The sequence below is a fragment of the Nonomuraea sp. N2-4H genome (assembly GCF_045291505.1).
GTDB lineage: Bacteria > Actinomycetota > Actinomycetes > Streptosporangiales > Streptosporangiaceae > Nonomuraea > Nonomuraea fastidiosa.
This window is the reverse complement of record NZ_CP147987.1, coordinates 5340173-5356037: the sequence shown is the minus strand read 5'-3', so window position 1 is coordinate 5356037 and position 15865 is coordinate 5340173. Positions and strand designations below refer to the sequence as shown.

Sequence of the window (15865 nt, the reverse complement as noted above, 5' to 3'; positions counted from 1 at the left end):
AGCCTCAGCCGCCGCCGATCCGCACTCCGGTCACCGACAGCCCCTCGACGTCGCTCACCACGTCGGAGCGCAGCACGTGCGCGAACGTGCTGTCCCTGATCGCGATGTCCCGCAGCGGCTGCTCGGGGTAGCCGCGCAGCAGGTACGCGCTGCGCGTCCGGTCGCTGCGCAGTCCCGACACGTGCACGTTGCGGATCGGGGGAGGGTCGTCGCCGTTGTGGCCGTCGCCGTGGTAGAGGTCGATGGAGACGGCCTCCTTGGTCAGCTCGCTGATCGTCACGTCCTTGACGAAGACGTTCTCCACGAAGCCGCCGCGCACCGAGTTCGTCTTGACGTACAGGCCGAAGTACAGCCCGGGGCCGCCCCAGCGGCAGCGGCGCACGAACACGTTGCGGATGCCGCCCGTCGTGTCGGTGCCGATCGCGACGGACCCGTACCGGTAGCGCATGTCGCAGTCCTCGATCAGCACGTTCTCGCACGGCACGCCGACGCGGCGGCCGTCGGGGCCACGGCCCGCCTTGATCGCGATGCAGTCGTCGCCGACGTCGAACACGCAGCCCGAGATGACGACGTCGCGGCACGACTCGGGGTCGCAGCCGTCGTTGTTCGGGCCGCGCGAGTAGATCGACACGTTCCTGACCAGGACGTTCTCGCAGCGCACCGGGTGGATCTCCCACATCGGCGAGCGCACGATCCGCACGCCCTCGACCAGCACGTTGCGGCACAGGTACGGCTGGATCATGTTCGGCCGCAGGTAGTGCCCGGCACCGAACACGCGCTCCGCCACCGGCACGCCGTCGGCGGCCATGCGCTGCAGTGCCTCCCAGTCGGCGGCCTCGTGCGGCGTGCCCGGCCGCCAGCCGAACTCCGGCGTGCCCACCCACGGCCACCAGTGCTCGGGCCCCGCGGAGCCGTCGAGCGTGCCGCCGCCGGTGATCGCGATGTTCTCCTGCTCGTAGGCGTAGATGAAGGGCGAGTAGTTGTAGCACTCGATGGCCGAGAACCGGGTGTAGACGGCCTGGCAGATAGTCGGCGGGGTCGGTGGAGAACCGGATCACGGCCCCCTCCTCGACGTGCAGGTCCACGTTGCTCAGCAGGTGGATGGCGCCCGTGTCGTACGTCCCCGGCGGCACCCGCACGTGCCCGCCGCCCGCCTTGTGGCAGGCGGCGATCGCCGCGCGGAACGCCTCCGTCCACAGACCGTCGCCGCCGTACTCGGTCACGTCGAACCAGCGGTCGGGGAACTCCGGCGGGCGCACCCGCTCCCGCAGCTCGTCGGCGTACCGCCACGCCGCGGCCTCCGTCATGGGCTCGGTCGTGGGCTCGGTCAGCCTGTCCATCTCACCTTCCTCATGCGCAGCGCGTGATAGAGCGGCAGCGCGATCACCCAGGACGGGTTCCACGTGTTCGCCTCGCCCGTGCGCTGCCAGTTGGTCTGGAAGAACCCCTCGCCCTGCTCGCCCGGCGTCCGGAACCCCCAGTCGCCGGGCTCGCGGCAGATGCCCTGGCCCATGGCGTGCAGGATCCGCACGGCCCGCTCGGCGTAGCGCGGCCGGCCCGTGGACAGGCCGAACTCCAGCAGCTCCGACGTCGGGAAGAACACGTCGAGGTGGTGGTTCTGCACGCTGACCGCCGGCCAGCCGGCCGCCTTGAAGCCGCGCCGGGCGAACGTGCTGCCCGCGGCGAACTCGGGCGACCACACGTACACGAAGGTCAGCAGCCAGTCGGCGGCCGCCTCCGCCCAGCCGGCGTAGCGCTCGTCGCCGGTCAGCCGGTGCAGCTCGTACGCGGCCAGGAAGAAGTACATCCCGGCCTCCTTGTCCTCGCCCGAGGCGTCGAGCGTGGCGTGCGCGAACGGCCGCTCGTACGTGGCCGCGTGCTCCCGGTGGTAGGCGGCCAGCACCTCCTCGGCGCGCAGCAGCCACACCCGCTCCCCGCTCAGCCGGTACGCGCCCAGCATCGCGAGGACGCACGCCACCCCGGCCGCGCTGACCATGCCGGAGACCGGCGTGCCCCACGGGCTCCAGCCGACGGGCACGACGCCCTCGGGCAGCCTGGTGTGCCAGAAGACGGAGGCGGCGTCCGTCACCGCCTCCTCCCAGGCGTGCGGCACCTTCAGCCCGGCCTGTCTGAACAGCAGCGCGAGCGCGGCCAGGTCGGTGATGGTCTCGCCGTGTGCCCGGCTGGAGACGAAGTCGCCCCAGCCGTCCTTGCGGAACGACTCCCAGCGGTCCTCGTCCACCAGGTAGCGGGCGGCGTGCAGGCCGCGCACGGGCGTCCTGCCGCCGTGGACGTAGAAGTCGGCGGCGCGGCGGGCCCGCTCGATCCGCTCGTCCTGGCCGTCCTCGACGCCCAGGATGGCCTCGCACAGGGCCAGCTTCATGGCCTGGCCGGTCCAGCCGTACAGGTAGGAGCGCGGGCGGCCGTGGCGCACGCCCTCGTAGGCGAGGTGGCCGTCGCCGTTCCAGCGGGAGTCCATCGCGTCGGTCTTGAGCCGGACGATCTCGTCCACGCTCAGCGGGGCGGCCCCCTCGTCCCGGTAGAGGCGGGTGTGCACCAGCGTCCTGAAGCCGAAGCCGCGCGGCTCGACCTCGCCCCAGTCGAGGCTGTGCCGGGTGGTGATCTCCGCGCCCGGCGCGAGGTCGCGGTAGCCGAGCGGGCGGCCGGCCGTCTCCGCCTTGCTGACGTAGCAGACGTCAGGCCGGCCGTTGAACGCGATCACGCCGGTCATCGCCGTCACCGCCAGGCCGGGCGCGCGGACCGCGCCGAGCGAGCCGTAGGCGACCGAGCCGTCCTCCTCGTCGCGCACCGGGCCGGGATGCGCGAAGAGGCTGAGGTAGCGGCCGTCCCACGCGGCGTTGACGGCCGGGATGGGCAGGCGGTGCTCCTCGCAGACGAAGCCGATGTGCGGCACCTCGCGGGCCGGGTCGGATGACGGGTTGTCGTTGTAGAGCACGCCCGGCATGGTCAGGCAGGCGTCCTGGACCGGCAGCGGGAGCAGCAGCCCGGCCGCCACGTCTACGAGCCGCTCGCCGGTGTCGTTGCGCCAGGTGGTGCGCAGCTCCAGCATGCCCTCCCGGCCGAAGCCCAGCTCCAGCCGCACGCTCAGCTCCCCGGCCCGCGCCGTCGCCACGATCCCGTCGCCGCCGGAGCCGGGCGGCAGGACGCGCACGCTCGCCGGGTCGGCGGGCCGGAACCGCCAGGGACGGCCGGTCGAGGCGGTGAACAGGACGTGCAGCGGCACGCGGAGGTGCGGCTCGGCGGCGCCGTCACGCCCGAGCCGCACCTCCGCGCCGCCCACTGGAGCGCCGCCCACTGGAGCGCCGCCCACTGGAGCGCCGCCCACTAGAGCGCCGCCCACCGGGGGATCGCCCGCCACTCCGGCGCCGCTCACGATCTCGACCAGCTTCCCGCCCGGGCCGGCCAGCCGGGCGAGCGGCGGAACCGGCCGCTCGCCCGGAGCATCGGAGCGCCGGGGGCCGGTGCCGTGGCGGGCCGTCATGGGACGCGGCGCAGGCGGATGGCCTGGCCGACCGTGCCGGGCAGCGGCACCGTGACCGCCGGGCCCTTCATGATGCCGAGCGGCGTCACGGTCATCTCCCACGTGTCGATCACCTCGGCCTCGTACCGCCCGTCCGGCACCTCGAACGACCGCTCGGGGAACCGGTGCTCGCCGCAGAACTCCAGGTAGAACTCCCCGGTCAGCTCCAGCATCGGCGCGTCCCTGTCGCGGTATGCGGCCTCGTCGGGGATGGCCGCGAGCACCTGGCGCAGCAGCGCGAGCCTGGGCACGGCGGCCCCCTTCAGCGTCCCGCCGTCCTGCGACCAGGTCAGCCCGTCGTCGCCCGCGTACGACTCGCCGTGCGTCACGCAGCGCCGCCGCACGACGCCGTCCCACGCCTGGACCACCACCTCCTCGGGGGTCAGGCTGTGCCACGGGTCGTCGGCGTCGCCCTCGTACCCGCAGAAGTCCATCCGCACCGGCTTGTGGTGGTGGCGCGTCCGCACCCAGGCGTCGCGCGGGCTGCGCGCCCGTACGCTGCCGTGCGTCCACACCCGCCGCCACAGCAGCGGCGAGCCGGCATCGACGGTGATGGACAGCGGATGGTGCAGCGGGTCCTCCTCGGCGACCAGGTTCGCGAGGCTCACCCAGTCGTGCTCGGTGAAGGCGGGAAAGGCGCCGGGGTCGTCGGTGAGCGACCACCACACGTTCTGATGCGGCGCCAGCCTGGGCACGACCTCGCTCAGGTAGCGGGCGGCGCCGTCCACGTCCTCGATGCCCTCGCCCGGCCGCAGCAGCACCAGCTCGGCCGTCACGCCGATCCCGGCCAGCTCCTCCACCCGCTCCTCCAGCGCGTCGAGCGAGCAGCGGGAGGCCAGCGCCGCCATCCGCACCCGGTCGAACGGCGACGACTTCAGCGTGGCCAGCGTCCGCGCCCGCCGCCGCTCGTCGTGCAGGTGCCAGCCGAGCGCGGTCGTCGCCAACCCCTTGTCGATCATGAAGTCACCTTCGTCATCCGCAGCGCCAGATACGGCCGGCCCGGCAGCGCGATCCGCACCCGCCCCTTGTGCTCGCCGTCCACCGGGCTGATGGTCATGTTCCAGGTGTCGATCAGCTCCACCCGGTACGCGCCGTCGTCCGGCAGCTCCACCGTCACGTGGGCCTGCTGCCGCCGGCCCAGGTAGCGCAGGAACGACCCGGCGGGGCTCTCCTCCACCACGCGCCGCAGGAACGCGATCCTGGCGGGGCTCTCGCCGAACAGCTCGCCGCCGTTGCTGACCCAGGCGCGCGGCTGGTGGCCCATCAGCGACTCGCCGTGCCCGACGTAGCCGCCCCGCGTCACCCCCTCCCAGAAGCGGTCCACCAGCTCCTGGCCGGTCACGTTGCCCCAACGCTTGCCCAGGTCGCCCTCGTAGGAGATCTCGTCGATCACCACCGGCTTGGGGCAGGCGCGCAGCCAGGCGTCGGTGGGGGTGGCGTCCCAGTGCTGGATGCTCTGGTGCGTCACCCACGGCTTGGTGAAGTCGTAGAGCGAGGCGACCTCGTACATGCGGGTCCCGTTGTGGATCGAGCGCAGATGCTCGTACGGGTCCAGCCTGGCGATCGTGCGCAGGATGTCGTCCCAGTCCTCGACGGTCTTCGCCTTGTTGAAGTCGTACTCGTTGGCCGCCGACCACCACACGTTGCGGAAGGCCGCCAGGCGGGCGATGACGTAGCGCAGGTAGGCGTGGTCGGCCTCGCGGCCCATGTCCTCGATGCCGCGCAGGCCCCCGTCGTACGGGTGGAACAGGATGATGTCGGCCTCGACGCCGATGTCGCGCAGGTCGCGTACCCGCGACTCCAGGTGGCGGAAGAAGGCCGGGTCGTAGCGCGTGAAGTCGAGCCCGTCCGGGTCGGTGCCGGCGAACGGCACCAGCGGCGGCCGCATGGCCCCGGTGGGCAGCACGCACATGCGCAGCTTGTTGAACGGCGAGGCGGCCAGCGTGCGCAGCGTGCGCCGCTCCCGTTCCTCGTCCAGGTCGTGCGTCCAGTGGTAGGCGGTGGTGCCCCACGGCAGGTACGGCGTGCCGTCGGCGTACACGAAGCCGGTGCCCTCGGCGCGCACCGGGCCGTGGTTGCCCGGCGTGGCGGGGGTCACGGTGAACTCCCCGGTCACGCCGTCCAGCTCGGGCACGTTGCTCACGGTGGTGTAGGTCCACGAGCCGACCGCGTCCGGCATGAACCGGACGCGGTAGACGCCGTCACCGTCGTAGAAGCCGCCGGCCTCGACGATGCGGTGACGGAAGCGGAACCGGGCCGCCAGGCGAACCTCCGCGAAGGGGTTGCCGCCGGCTGGCCCGGCCAGCTCGATCTCGTGGACGCCCCAGCGTTCCACGGTGGAAGTCAGGGTTACCAGTCCTTCCCTGCGTCCGCCTGCGCCTTGATGTAGGCGGGGATGTCCTCCTGCTGGGACACGGTCAGCGACTGCTCGGGGGTCATGCCGTCACGCAGCACGTGCTGGCGGAAGACCGTCCACAGCGGCAGGTCCCAGAACTCGGTGTTCTCGTAGTCGCCGATGGTGGCGTTCTCGCCCCAGTAGACCGCGGAGGTGTCGATGCCGGCCAGCTCGGGGATGGCCTTGCCGAAGCTCTCCACGACCTCGTCGGTCTGCAGCACGGCCTTGATGCCGTGGCGGGAGATCTCGGTCTGCGCCTCCTCCGACACCAGCCACTTCACCACCTGCAGCGCCTGCTCGCGGTGCGGGGCGGCGGGCGGGACGAACGCGGCCCTGGTGTTCGGCTGGTAGATGGTCTTCGAGCCGCGCTCGAACACCGGGAGCGCGCTGACGCCGATGTCGACGCTCTCGCGGTACTGCGCGAACGAGTCCTCGTCGCCGTCCTCGATGAACAGCTCGCTGCCGGCGTACATGGTGAGCCGCGACAGCGTCTCCACCGCCATGGCCAGGTGGCCGGGCCGGCTCATGTCGCCCTTGAGGAAGTCGGTGACGGTGGTGAACCCGTTGCGCGGGATCATCAGGAAGCGGTACAGGTTCTCGGTGTACTCCCTCCACCCCTCACCCGTGATATCGACCTTGACCTCCTCGGGTTCCGGCTCCTCGCTCGTCGTCGGCTGGAACGGGTAGAGCCCGAGCTGGTTGAACTCCAGGTACTGGTCGGGATGCTGCATGTACCCCTTGTAGTGGTCCAGCCCGTCGTCCCTGGTGAGCTTCTTGGCCAGCTTGTACGCGTCGTCGTACGTCATGCCGGGCTTGGGGTACTTCACCCGGAACTTGTCGAAGATCTTCTTGTTGTAGAGCAGCACGTGCTCGTCGATGAAGATCGGCACCCCGTAGATCCCGCCGTCGGAGCGCGACTTCGTCAGCTCGACGGCGGCCTTGTTGAGCGTGCTCAGGTCGATGCCGGCCCGCTCGATGTCGGCGGTCATGTCGCCGACCCAGCCCAGCGGTTCGAGGTCGCGGTCGATGCGGGACTTCGGGTCCTCGATGACGATGTCCGGCGTGACGCCCGCGTTCTTCAGGTCCTCGTAGCGGATGGGCAGGTCCCATGTCGCGTACTTGATCTTCACGCCGGGGAACGCCGCCCGCAGCCTGTTACCGATGATCTCGTCGAAGACGCGGGTGCCCTGCCGCTGCTCGTCGACGGTCGACTCGAACGGCTTGTAGTTGGCGGCGAAGATGAACAGCTCGTCGTCGCAGATCTGGAACGGCTGGTTGTACTTGTTCGGCACGTCCTTGCAAGCAGCGGTCTCCGCCGCGACGGACGCCTGGGCCGGGACGGTGGTCAGGGACAGCGCGAGCGCGAGCAGCGCGATACCGCGCACCTTGTGCATCTCTCTCCTCAGCGGGGCTGTTTCGCGGGGGTGTAGTGGCACTGACGCACGACGTTGCGCCGGACGCCGTTCTTGAACTCGGTGATCGTGTGCTCGGGGTAGTTCGACAGCAGGCCCACGGCGTCACGCAGGTACTGCTCGTTGAAGACGACGTGCCGGATGTTGTTGCGGTTGTAGCTGTAGACCATGTGGATGAAGCCGTCGGCGCTCTGCGTCAGCATCGGGTACGTGAACTGCGGGCCCGACTGCGCCTCGACGTCCACCGAGTGCTCCCAGGTGCGGCCCTTGTCGGGCGAGAGCGACAGCCGCATGGGGGAGCGGTGCTCCACCCACGGGTTGTAGGCCAGCACGAGCTTGCCGGTGTCGAGCTTGAGCGCGGCGACCCGCGAGTTCGGGTTGCCGATCGGCTCGGCCACCGGCTCGCTCCAGGTGCGGCCGAAGTCGGTGGACTGGCTGGTGTAGATCGCGGCGTCACCGGTGCGCATGTACGCGACCAGCCGCCCCGGCTCCACCTCGACCACGCTCGCCTGGATCGAGCCGCGCGGCGTCCTGATCCAGTCCTCGGTGTTCTCCGGGTACGCCTGCCACGAGCTCATGTCCTCGCTGAAGACGTAGAACCCGGAGCGGGAGCCGCCCTCGTCGTAGATGGGCAGCAGCACCTCGCCGTTCGACATGCGGATCGGGTTGGTGCCGACCATCCACCCCCATTCCTTGCGGATGGTGACGGGCTCGCTCCAGGTGTGGCCGCCGTCGTCGGAGGTGATCAGCCGGATCGGCGCCTGCTCCCAGCCGTGCCCCTCGATCGTGACGAAGAACAGGTAGAGGCGCTTGCCGTCCGACCACAGCACCGGGTTGCCGTCGGCCTTGCCCGGCTCGTCGAACACCACCTCGGGCTCCGACCAGGTGTGCTCGCCGGCCGCCAGCCGCGACATGTAGAGCGCCTGGTCCGGCGCCCCCTCGGTGGCGCCGCCGTAGTAGACGGTGAGCAGGTCGCCCTGCGGGGCCTGCGCGATCGTCGCCGCGTGCACCTTGGGCACGTCGGGGTCGGGCGGTGCCACGTCCTGGCGGCAGGCGTACGCGCCGGTGGGCTGCACCCGTACCGTGCCGCTGTCGCCGCCGGCGGCGTCGCGGTCGCCCGCGACGTACGACGGCACCGCGACCGCCACCGCCAGAGCGCCGTATAACAGGCTCTGCCGTACTTTCATCACACGCCAATCTCTAGATACTTGATGGTCTTGCGCAGGTAGGAGTAGGCGACGTGGACCCGGCCTCCGCCGCCGTCGATCACGCTCGGATACGAGTAGCCGAGCTGGTTCTGCCAATACTCGGAGTCGGCTTCCTGCAGGACGCGCCGGTGCGGCCAGGTCGCACCGCCGTCCTCGGACAGGGCGAGTGACAGCGGGGTGCGCAGCGCCTTCTTACGCGGCTTCCCGTTCTTGGTCACCCACCGGAACCGGTCGCGCTCCAGGCTCGCGTCGTTGTAGACGAGCGCGAGCCGTCCGTCGCCGAGCCTCGTGAGCTGGACGGAGGAGTCGTTGCTGGGCAGCTCGGTCCGCTCCGGCGCGGACCAGCTACGGCCGTCGGCCGAGAACGAGGCGTGGATGCGCCCCGCCCGCCGGTCGCGGAAGAAGGCCAGCAGCCCGCCGCCGGGCCGTGGCACGACCGTCATCTGCACCAGGCCCGCGCTGTCCGGCACGTCGTGCGCGGTCCAGGTGTCGCCGCCGTCCGCGCTGAGGTGGACCACGCTGTGGTCGCCCGTCGGCGCGCAGTGGTAGGCGGGCAGCAGCCAGGTGCCGTCGTCCAGGACCAGCGGCGGGTGCCGGACGAAGCTGCCCGGCTTGGCGAGCATCACGCGCGGCGCGCTCCACGTACGGCCGCCGTCTCCGGAGGTGCGGGCCACCACGTGCGCGCTGGTCTGGTCGTGCGGCTCGCCGGAGGTGTGCAGCAGCCACACCCGCCCGTCCACCTCGAACAGCACCGGGTTCTGCTCGGTGCGCTCGGGGTCGGCGGCCACCAGCGCGGGCTTCTCCCAGCGCCCGCCCGCGAGCCGCGACACCACCACGTTCGTGCCGGGGTCGCCCTCCTGCGGGCCGCTGAACCAGGTGCACAGCAGCTCACCCGACGAGGTGCGCAGCAGGTTGGCGGCGTGGTTGTCGACGCCGTGCGGGGCCGGCAGCAGCGCCTCCTCGGCGTCCTCCAGCGTGGCGGACGGGCGTACGACGCCGTCGAAACGCGGGTCGCTCACGCGGTCACCTCCCGGATCTCGGGGCCGGGCACGCCGCGCAGGTCGAGATCCTCGGCGAAGTGGCAGGCCACCCGCCGCCCGCCGACCTCGCGCAGCGGCGGCCGGTCGGCGCGGCACTCGTCCTTGGCGTACACGCAGCGGGGGTGGAACGGGCAGCCCGGCGGCACGTTCGCCGGGTCGGCGATGTCGCCGAGCAGCTTGATCCGCTCCCGGTGCCGCTTGGCCGCCGGGTCGGGGTCGGGCACCGCCGACAGCAGCGCCTCGGTGTAGGGGTGCAGCGGCCGCCGGTACAGCTCCTCCGTGGGGGCCTGCTCGACCACCCGGCCGAGGTACATCACCGCCACCACGTCCGCGACGTGCTCGATGATGCCGAGGTCGTGGCTGACGAACAGGAAGCCAAGCCCCGACTCCTCCTGCAGGTCCATGAGCAGGTTGAGGATCTGCGCGCGGACCGACACGTCCAGCGCGCTGACCGCCTCGTCGGCCACCACCAGCCGGGGCGACAGCGCCAGCGCCCGCGCGATGCCGACCCGCTGCCGCTGGCCGCCGCTGAAGGCGTGCGGGTAGCGGCTCGCGTACTCGCGGCGCAGGCCCACCCGTTCGAGCAGGTCGCCCACGCGCTCGGCGATCTCGTCCGGCGTGCCGTAGCCGTGCACCCGCATCGGCTCGCCGATGATCTCGCGCAGCGTCTTGCGCGGGTTGAGCGACGAGTGCGGGTCCTGGAAGATCATCCGCACCTCGGCCCGGTACGGCTTGAGCTCCTTCTCCTTCAGCGTCGCCACGTCGATCACCGAACCGTCGGGCCGCCGGTAGAGCATGCGGCCGCTGGTCGGGTCGTGCGCGCGCACGATGCACCGGCCGAGCGTCGTCTTGCCGCAGCCCGACTCGCCGACCAGCCCGAGCGTGCTGCCCGGGGCGATGTCCAGATCGACCTCGTCCACCGCGCGCACCGCGCCCACCTGCCGGCCCAGCAGGCCGCTGCGGACGGGGAAGTGCTTGGTCAGCCCTTCGATCCGGAGCAGAGGCTCCGTGCTCACGATTCCTCCCTGTCATCCGGGGTGTCGTCCGGGGCGCCGCCCCGCTGCGGTTCCGGCTCGTCCTGGTAGAGCAGGCACGCCACCTCGCGGCCGCCCACTTCGGTCAGGCGCGGCGTCACCACGTCGCACCGCCCCTCGACGGCGTGGTCGCAGCGCGGGTGGAAGGAGCAGCCTTCGGGCCGCGCGTACGGGGGCGGCACCGAGCCCCTGATCGCCGCCAGCCGCCGCTGCCTGGCCTGGCCGAGCCGGGGCATCGAGCGCAGCAGCGCCTGCGCGTACGGGTGGCGCGGCTGCGACAGCACCTGCTCGGCGGAGCCGTACTCGACGACCCGGCCCAGGTACATCACCGCCATCGTGTCGGCCACCTGCGCGGCCACGCCGAGGTCGTGGGTGATCAGCATGATCGCCATGCCCAGCTCGTCCTGCAGATCGCGCAGCAGCTCCAGGATCTGCGCCTGCGTGGTCACGTCGAGCGCGGTGGTCGGCTCGTCGGCGATGAGCAGGCTCGGCCGGCACGACAGCGCCATCGCGATCATCGCCCGCTGCCGCATGCCGCCGCTCAGCTCGAACGGGTAGGCGTCCACCCGCCGCTGCGGCATCGGGATGCCGACCCGGTCCAGCATCTCGATGGCGCGCTTGCGGGCCTCGGCCTTGCCGACGTTCTCGTGCAGCCGCACCGCCTCGATGATCTGGCTGCCGATCGTGTGCACCAGGCTCAGCGAGGCCATCGGCTCCTGGAAGACCATCGCGATGTCCTTCCACCTGACCTGGCGCAGCAGCCGCTTGTGCGCGCCGACCAGCTCCACCGGGCCGTCGGGGCGGTGCAGGGTGACCTTGCCGCCCTCGATCCGGCCCGGCGGGTCCACCAGGTGCAGGATCGAGCGGGCCATGACGCTCTTGCCGCAGCCGGACTCGCCGACGATGGCCAGCGTCTCGCCCTTGCGCATCCGCAGGTCCACGCCGTCCACGGCGTGCACGACGCCGTCGTCCATGTGGAAGTGCGTGTGCAGGTCCTCGATCTCAAGCAGCACGTCGCCTGCGGCCACGCCTGCCCACCCCCTTATTGCGGTGTTGATGGTCGCGCTCACTGTCGGCCTACGCGGTTACGCCTGAACGGCTTCCTTCTCCGGCCTCCGCTCGCCGCTCCGTACGGGTCGGCGGCGTCGCGCAGCCCGTCCCCGAAGAAGTTCATGGCGACCACCACGACCACCACCGCGACGCCGGGCGCGAGCAGCCACGGGGCGTTGGCGACGACGCGCACGTTCTGGGCGCCCTCCAGCAGCACGCCCCAGCTCACGGCGGGTGCCTGCAGGCCGAGCCCGAGGAAGCTCAGGCTGGTCTCGCCGAGGATCATCCCGGGGATGGCCAGCGACAACGAGGCGATGATGTGGCTGGCGAACGAGGGGATCATGTGCCGGAAGATGATCGACAGCCGGCCCACGCCGTCCAGCCTGGCCGCGGTGACGAAGTCCTCCTCGCGCAGCGCCAGGAACCGGCCGCGGACGTCCCTGGCCAGACCCGTCCACCCGATCAGCGACAGCAGCACCGTGATGGCGAAATATCGGGTGAGCGGCCCCCAGTCGGTGGGCAGCGCCGCCGACAGCGCCATCCACAGCGGCAGCGTCGGTATCGCCATCAGGAACTCGATGACGCGCTGCACCACGTTGTCGACACCGCCGCCGAAATAGCCGGAGACGCCGCCGATCAGCATGCCGAGCAGGAAGCTCGCCGCCACGCCCACCAGCCCGATGGACAGCGACACGCGTGCGCCGTGGATGAGCCGCGACAGCAGGTCACGGCCGTTCTGGTCGGTGCCCAGCAGGTAGAAGGGATCGCCGTGCCGCACCGGGCCGATGAGGTGGATGTCGGACGGGATCAGCCCCAGCAGCTTGTACGGATCGCCGTGCACGAACAGCCCGACCTCGATCACCTGCGACGGATCCTCGGTGTAGGTCTGCGCGTACGTGCGCGGGTCGCGCTCGCTGGTGTACCCGTACACGTGCAGGCCGTGCTCGGCGGAGATGCGCAGCACCTGCGGCGGCGCGTACGTCATCTGCGTGTTCGCCGTCGAGCTGGACATCGGCGCGAAGAACTCCGCGAAGATCGCCACGAAGTAGACCGGGATCAGGATCGCCGCGCCGACCATCGCGAGCCGGTGCCGGCGGAACTGCCGCCACATCAGCCGCCACTGCGGCAGCGTCCCTGCTTCCCTCGCCGTCGGTCGCCTGAGGAACATCTGGCGCTACTCTCTCTTGTACCGTTTGCGAATTCGCGGGTCCCACCAGGCCAGCGCCAGGTCGCTGATCACGGTGCCGATCACGGTCAGCGTGCTGAGGATCAGCACGAAGCTGCCGACGAGATACATGTCCTGGTTCAGCACGCCGCTGAGCAGCAGCGGGCCGCCGGTGGGCAGGCTCATGACGACCGAGACGATCGTCTCGCCGCCGATCAGGCCGGGCAGCAGCCAGCCGACGGTGCTGAAGAACGGGCTGAGCGACATCCGCACCGGGTACTTCAGCAGCAGCTTCCACTCCGGCAGGCCCTTGGCCCTGGCGGTCACCACGTACGGGCGGTAGAGCTCGTCCAGCAGGTTGGCCCTGGTCACCCGGATCATGCCAGGCCGTGCCGGAGACCCCGATGACCACGATCGGCACCCACAGGTGGCTCAGCAGGTCGAGCACCTTGCCGAGGTTCCAGGCCGCGTCCTGGAACTCCGGCGAGAACAGCCCGCCCACGCTCTGCCCGAAGTAGCGGAACCCGATGTACATGAGGACCAGCGCCAGCATGAACTCCGGGACCGCCATCCCGATGAAGCCGAGGAACGAAAAGCCGTAGTCGCCCCAGGAGTACTGCTTGACCGCGCTGTAGATGCCGATGGGGAACGCGATCGCCCAGACCATCAGCAGCGAGCTGAGCGACAGCACCGCCGACAGCGCGATGCGCTCGCCGATCAGCGTGGAGACCGCCTGGTTCCAGGCAAACGATTGACCGAAGTCGCCGTGGAACAGGATGGCGGAGAACCAGCGCCAGTACTGCACGAGCAGCGGATCGTCGAGCCCATAGCGCTGCCGCAGGTTCGCGATCTCGGCGGGGGTGATGCCCTCGCCGCCCGCCTGCGCGTTCGCGACCAGTGTCGAGACGTAGTCGCCCGGCGGCAGGTTGATGATGACGAACGCGACGATCGAGATCGCCCACAGCGTCACCACCACGTAGATCAGGCGGCGCCCGAAGTAAGCCAGCACGCCGTGCCCCTCAGAGCGAGTACTGCTCGGGCTGGGTCGGCCCGGGGTTCACCGGCGCGGACGCCATCGAGTCCGGCACGTTCTTGAACGCGGTGGAGACGATGCCGTACTCGTCCGGGTACGAGCTGATGCCGATCGCGTAGAACTGCTCCTTGGCCGCCTTCACCACCTCCTTGGCGTGCTCCAGCGCCTTGGTGAAGTCCGGCTCCGTGCGCATCTTGGTGAACGCCTCGAGCTGCGCGCGCACCGGGCCGGCGGCTCGTCGCCGCTCTTGCCCTTGCTGCCGTACCACTGCGCCCAGCGGATGGCGTAGCGGGCGCTGCCGGAGTTGCTCGGCACGTAGTAGTGGTCGCCGCCGGTGCCGGTGATCACGTCGAAGTCGCTGCACGTGTACGTCGAGCACTGCGGCTGGTTGCCCATCGTGCGCTCGGTGAACAGCGTGCCCGCGACCGGGTCCACGCGCAGCCCGACGCCGACCGCCTCCCAGCCCTTCTTGACGAACTCCAGCGCCTCGACGTGGTGCGGGAACTCCGTGCTCGCCATGACCGTGATGATCAGCGGCTTGCCGTCGGGGCCGAGCCGCCGCCCGTCGGAGTCCTTCTCCGTCAGGCCCGCCTTGTCGAGGAACTCGTTGGCCTTGGCGACGTCGTACTCGGTGTACTGCTTGGCGAACTCCGGGTCGTAGAGCGCGTTGTTCTTCGACGGCGCGGCCTGCCACGGCTCGCCCTGGCCGGCGTACACGCCGTCGATGATCTCCTGCCGGTTGATCGCGTACGACAGGCCGATCCTGAAGTCCTTCTTCTGGAACAGCTCCCGCAGTCCGTCGTCCTTGATCGTCTGGTTGAACTGCAGGATCATCGTGTTGCTCAGCCGGCTCGGCACGTCGAACAGCCGGTACTTGCCCTTCTCGGCGTTCTGCGCGATCAGCGGCTTGTTCTCCGGCGTGTTGAAGTTGCGCAGCTGCAGGCCGATCTCGCCGTTCATGATCTTCAGCAGCTCGACCTCGACGTCGCCGAGCACCTCGGCCCTGAACCGGTCGATGTACGGAAGCTGCCGCCCCTTGTCATCGACCTTCCAGTAGTACGGGTTGCGCTCGGCCACCACCGCCGTGCCCTTGCCGACCGGGTTCGTGATCTTCCACGGGTGCAGCGTCGGCATGTCGGCGTTGTGCGCGACGTCGTTCTTGTTCATGAACAGCTGGGTCCAGTCCTCCAGCTGCCGCTCCTTGGCCAGCTTGTCGGCGTCCGGGTTGTACTTCTTGTGGAACTGCTTGAGGTAGTGCTTGGGCAGCAGGAACCCGGCCGCGCCGCCGCGCTCGAACGTCGAGACCGCGATCTGGAACAGCAGGCCCGCCTTCGGCTGCTTGTAGACGTAGCGGACCGTCCGCTCGTCCACCTTCTCCACCTTGACCAGCTCGTCCGTGGTGCCGTTCTCCAGGTAGAGGTCGTAGACGCCGGTCGTGTGCAGGTCGTGGTAGGTGGCCACGTCCTCGAAGGCGAACAGCATGTCGTCGGCCGTGCACGGCTGGCCGTCGGACCACTTCAGGCCCTCGCGCAGCCGGAACACGTACACCCGGCCGTCGTCCTGGACCTCGAACTCGGCCACGTTCGGGACGATGTCGTCGGGGCCCTTCTGCCCGTTGGTGCCGGGCTTGAGCCGGACCAGCGGCTCGTAGCCGAGCGAGTAGTACAGCCAGTCGAAGTCGTCCTCGCCCACGATCGCCGAGGCCCACGTGCCGCCGTAGCGGCCGGGCTCCTTCAGCGGCGTGACGACCATGGGGTTCTTCGGCAGACGCTGCTCGAGCGGCGGCAGTTTGCCGGCCTTGACCAGCTCGGCCAGCTGGGGCGCCTCCTTGGCCGACAGGTCGGCGGCCGCCGCCGGGCCGCCCGCGTCCTTGGCGGGGCTGGTGTCGAAGAAGCCGCAGCCACCGGCCGTGGCCAGCAGCAGAAGCCCTCCGCCGCCGCGGAGCAGGCTCCTCCTCGTGAAGGCGTGCTCTGTCATCGGTGCTCCG

14 protein-coding genes and 1 pseudogene are annotated in these 15865 nt (G+C 70.6%); 1 reads left to right on the top strand and 14 read right to left on the bottom strand.

The features are described 5' to 3' along the window. Positions 1 to 4: 4 nt before the first annotated feature. From WBK31_RS24580 to WBK31_RS24530, 11 genes are all read right to left on the bottom strand, one after another. Complete coding sequence (locus WBK31_RS24580; RefSeq protein WP_406673218.1) at positions 5 to 880, bottom strand: glycoside hydrolase family 28 protein; 876 nt, start codon at positions 878 to 880, stop codon at positions 5 to 7. 447 nt (positions 881 to 1327) lie between these two features. Beyond that, positions 1328 to 3502 carry a hypothetical protein gene (locus WBK31_RS24575; protein ID WP_406673217.1) on the bottom strand — a complete coding sequence of 725 codons (2175 nt, stop codon included), beginning with the start codon at positions 3500 to 3502 and terminating at the stop codon, positions 1328 to 1330. Then, positions 3499 to 4500, bottom strand: a complete 1002-nt coding sequence (locus tag WBK31_RS24570; protein WP_406673216.1) for a DUF5605 domain-containing protein — start codon at positions 4498 to 4500, stop codon at positions 3499 to 3501. The genes WBK31_RS24575 and WBK31_RS24570 overlap by 4 nt, the downstream gene beginning before the upstream one ends. Further along, positions 4497 to 5876: a DUF5060 domain-containing protein gene (locus WBK31_RS24565; RefSeq protein WP_406673215.1), complete on the bottom strand. Its 1380-nt coding sequence runs from the start codon at positions 5874 to 5876 to the stop codon at positions 4497 to 4499. The genes WBK31_RS24570 and WBK31_RS24565 overlap by 4 nt, the downstream gene beginning before the upstream one ends. A 14-nt stretch (positions 5877 to 5890) precedes the next feature. After that, positions 5891 to 7330, bottom strand: a complete 1440-nt coding sequence (locus WBK31_RS24560; protein WP_406673214.1) for an ABC transporter substrate-binding protein — start codon at positions 7328 to 7330, stop codon at positions 5891 to 5893. 8 nt (positions 7331 to 7338) lie between these two features. Continuing rightward, positions 7339 to 8535 (bottom strand): exo-alpha-sialidase, encoded by a 1197-nt coding sequence (locus tag WBK31_RS24555; RefSeq protein WP_406673213.1) that lies wholly within the window; start codon positions 8533 to 8535, stop codon positions 7339 to 7341. After that, positions 8535 to 9575 carry an exo-alpha-sialidase gene (locus WBK31_RS24550; RefSeq protein WP_406673212.1) on the bottom strand — a complete coding sequence of 347 codons (1041 nt, stop codon included), beginning with the start codon at positions 9573 to 9575 and terminating at the stop codon, positions 8535 to 8537. The genes WBK31_RS24555 and WBK31_RS24550 overlap by 1 nt, the downstream gene beginning before the upstream one ends. Then, a complete protein-coding gene (locus WBK31_RS24545; RefSeq protein WP_364056223.1) occupies positions 9572 to 10612 on the bottom strand; it encodes an oligopeptide/dipeptide ABC transporter ATP-binding protein in 1041 nt (346 codons plus the stop codon). Before WBK31_RS24545 ends, WBK31_RS24550 begins: the two co-directional genes overlap by 4 nt. Continuing rightward, on the bottom strand, positions 10609 to 11658 hold the full coding sequence (locus tag WBK31_RS24540; RefSeq protein ID WP_364056220.1) for an ABC transporter ATP-binding protein: 1050 nt from the start codon (positions 11656 to 11658) through the stop codon (positions 10609 to 10611). Before WBK31_RS24540 ends, WBK31_RS24545 begins: the two co-directional genes overlap by 4 nt. Before the next feature lie 38 nt (positions 11659 to 11696). Beyond that, positions 11697 to 12848 carry an ABC transporter permease gene (locus WBK31_RS24535; protein WP_364056217.1) on the bottom strand — a complete coding sequence of 384 codons (1152 nt, stop codon included), beginning with the start codon at positions 12846 to 12848 and terminating at the stop codon, positions 11697 to 11699. Positions 12849 to 12854: 6 nt separating this feature from the next. After that, positions 12855 to 13217, bottom strand: coding sequence for an ABC transporter permease subunit (locus WBK31_RS24530; protein WP_406673211.1), 363 nt, complete (start codon positions 13215 to 13217; stop codon positions 12855 to 12857). A gap of 17 nt (positions 13218 to 13234) precedes the next feature. Here WBK31_RS24530 and WBK31_RS24525 point away from each other — a divergent pair, with 17 nt between their 5' ends. After that, positions 13235 to 13363 carry a hypothetical protein gene (locus WBK31_RS24525; RefSeq protein WP_406673210.1) on the top strand — a complete coding sequence of 43 codons (129 nt, stop codon included), beginning with the start codon at positions 13235 to 13237 and terminating at the stop codon, positions 13361 to 13363. A 245-nt stretch (positions 13364 to 13608) separates the two neighbouring features. On the opposite strand, the pseudogene WBK31_RS24520 reads toward WBK31_RS24525, so the two are convergent. From WBK31_RS24520 to WBK31_RS24510, 3 genes and pseudogenes are all read right to left on the bottom strand, one after another. After that, positions 13609 to 13815, bottom strand: a pseudogene (locus tag WBK31_RS24520) (ABC transporter permease); the annotation flags it as partial. A 49-nt stretch (positions 13816 to 13864) separates the two neighbouring features. Continuing rightward, the gene (locus WBK31_RS24515; protein WP_378787347.1) at positions 13865 to 14071 is read right to left on the bottom strand and encodes a hypothetical protein; all 207 of its coding nucleotides are present in this window, start codon (positions 14069 to 14071) and stop codon (positions 13865 to 13867) included. Further along, positions 14017 to 15855, bottom strand: a complete 1839-nt coding sequence (locus WBK31_RS24510; protein ID WP_406673209.1) for an ABC transporter substrate-binding protein — start codon at positions 15853 to 15855, stop codon at positions 14017 to 14019. The genes WBK31_RS24515 and WBK31_RS24510 overlap by 55 nt, the downstream gene beginning before the upstream one ends. Positions 15856 to 15865 lie beyond the last annotated feature (10 nt).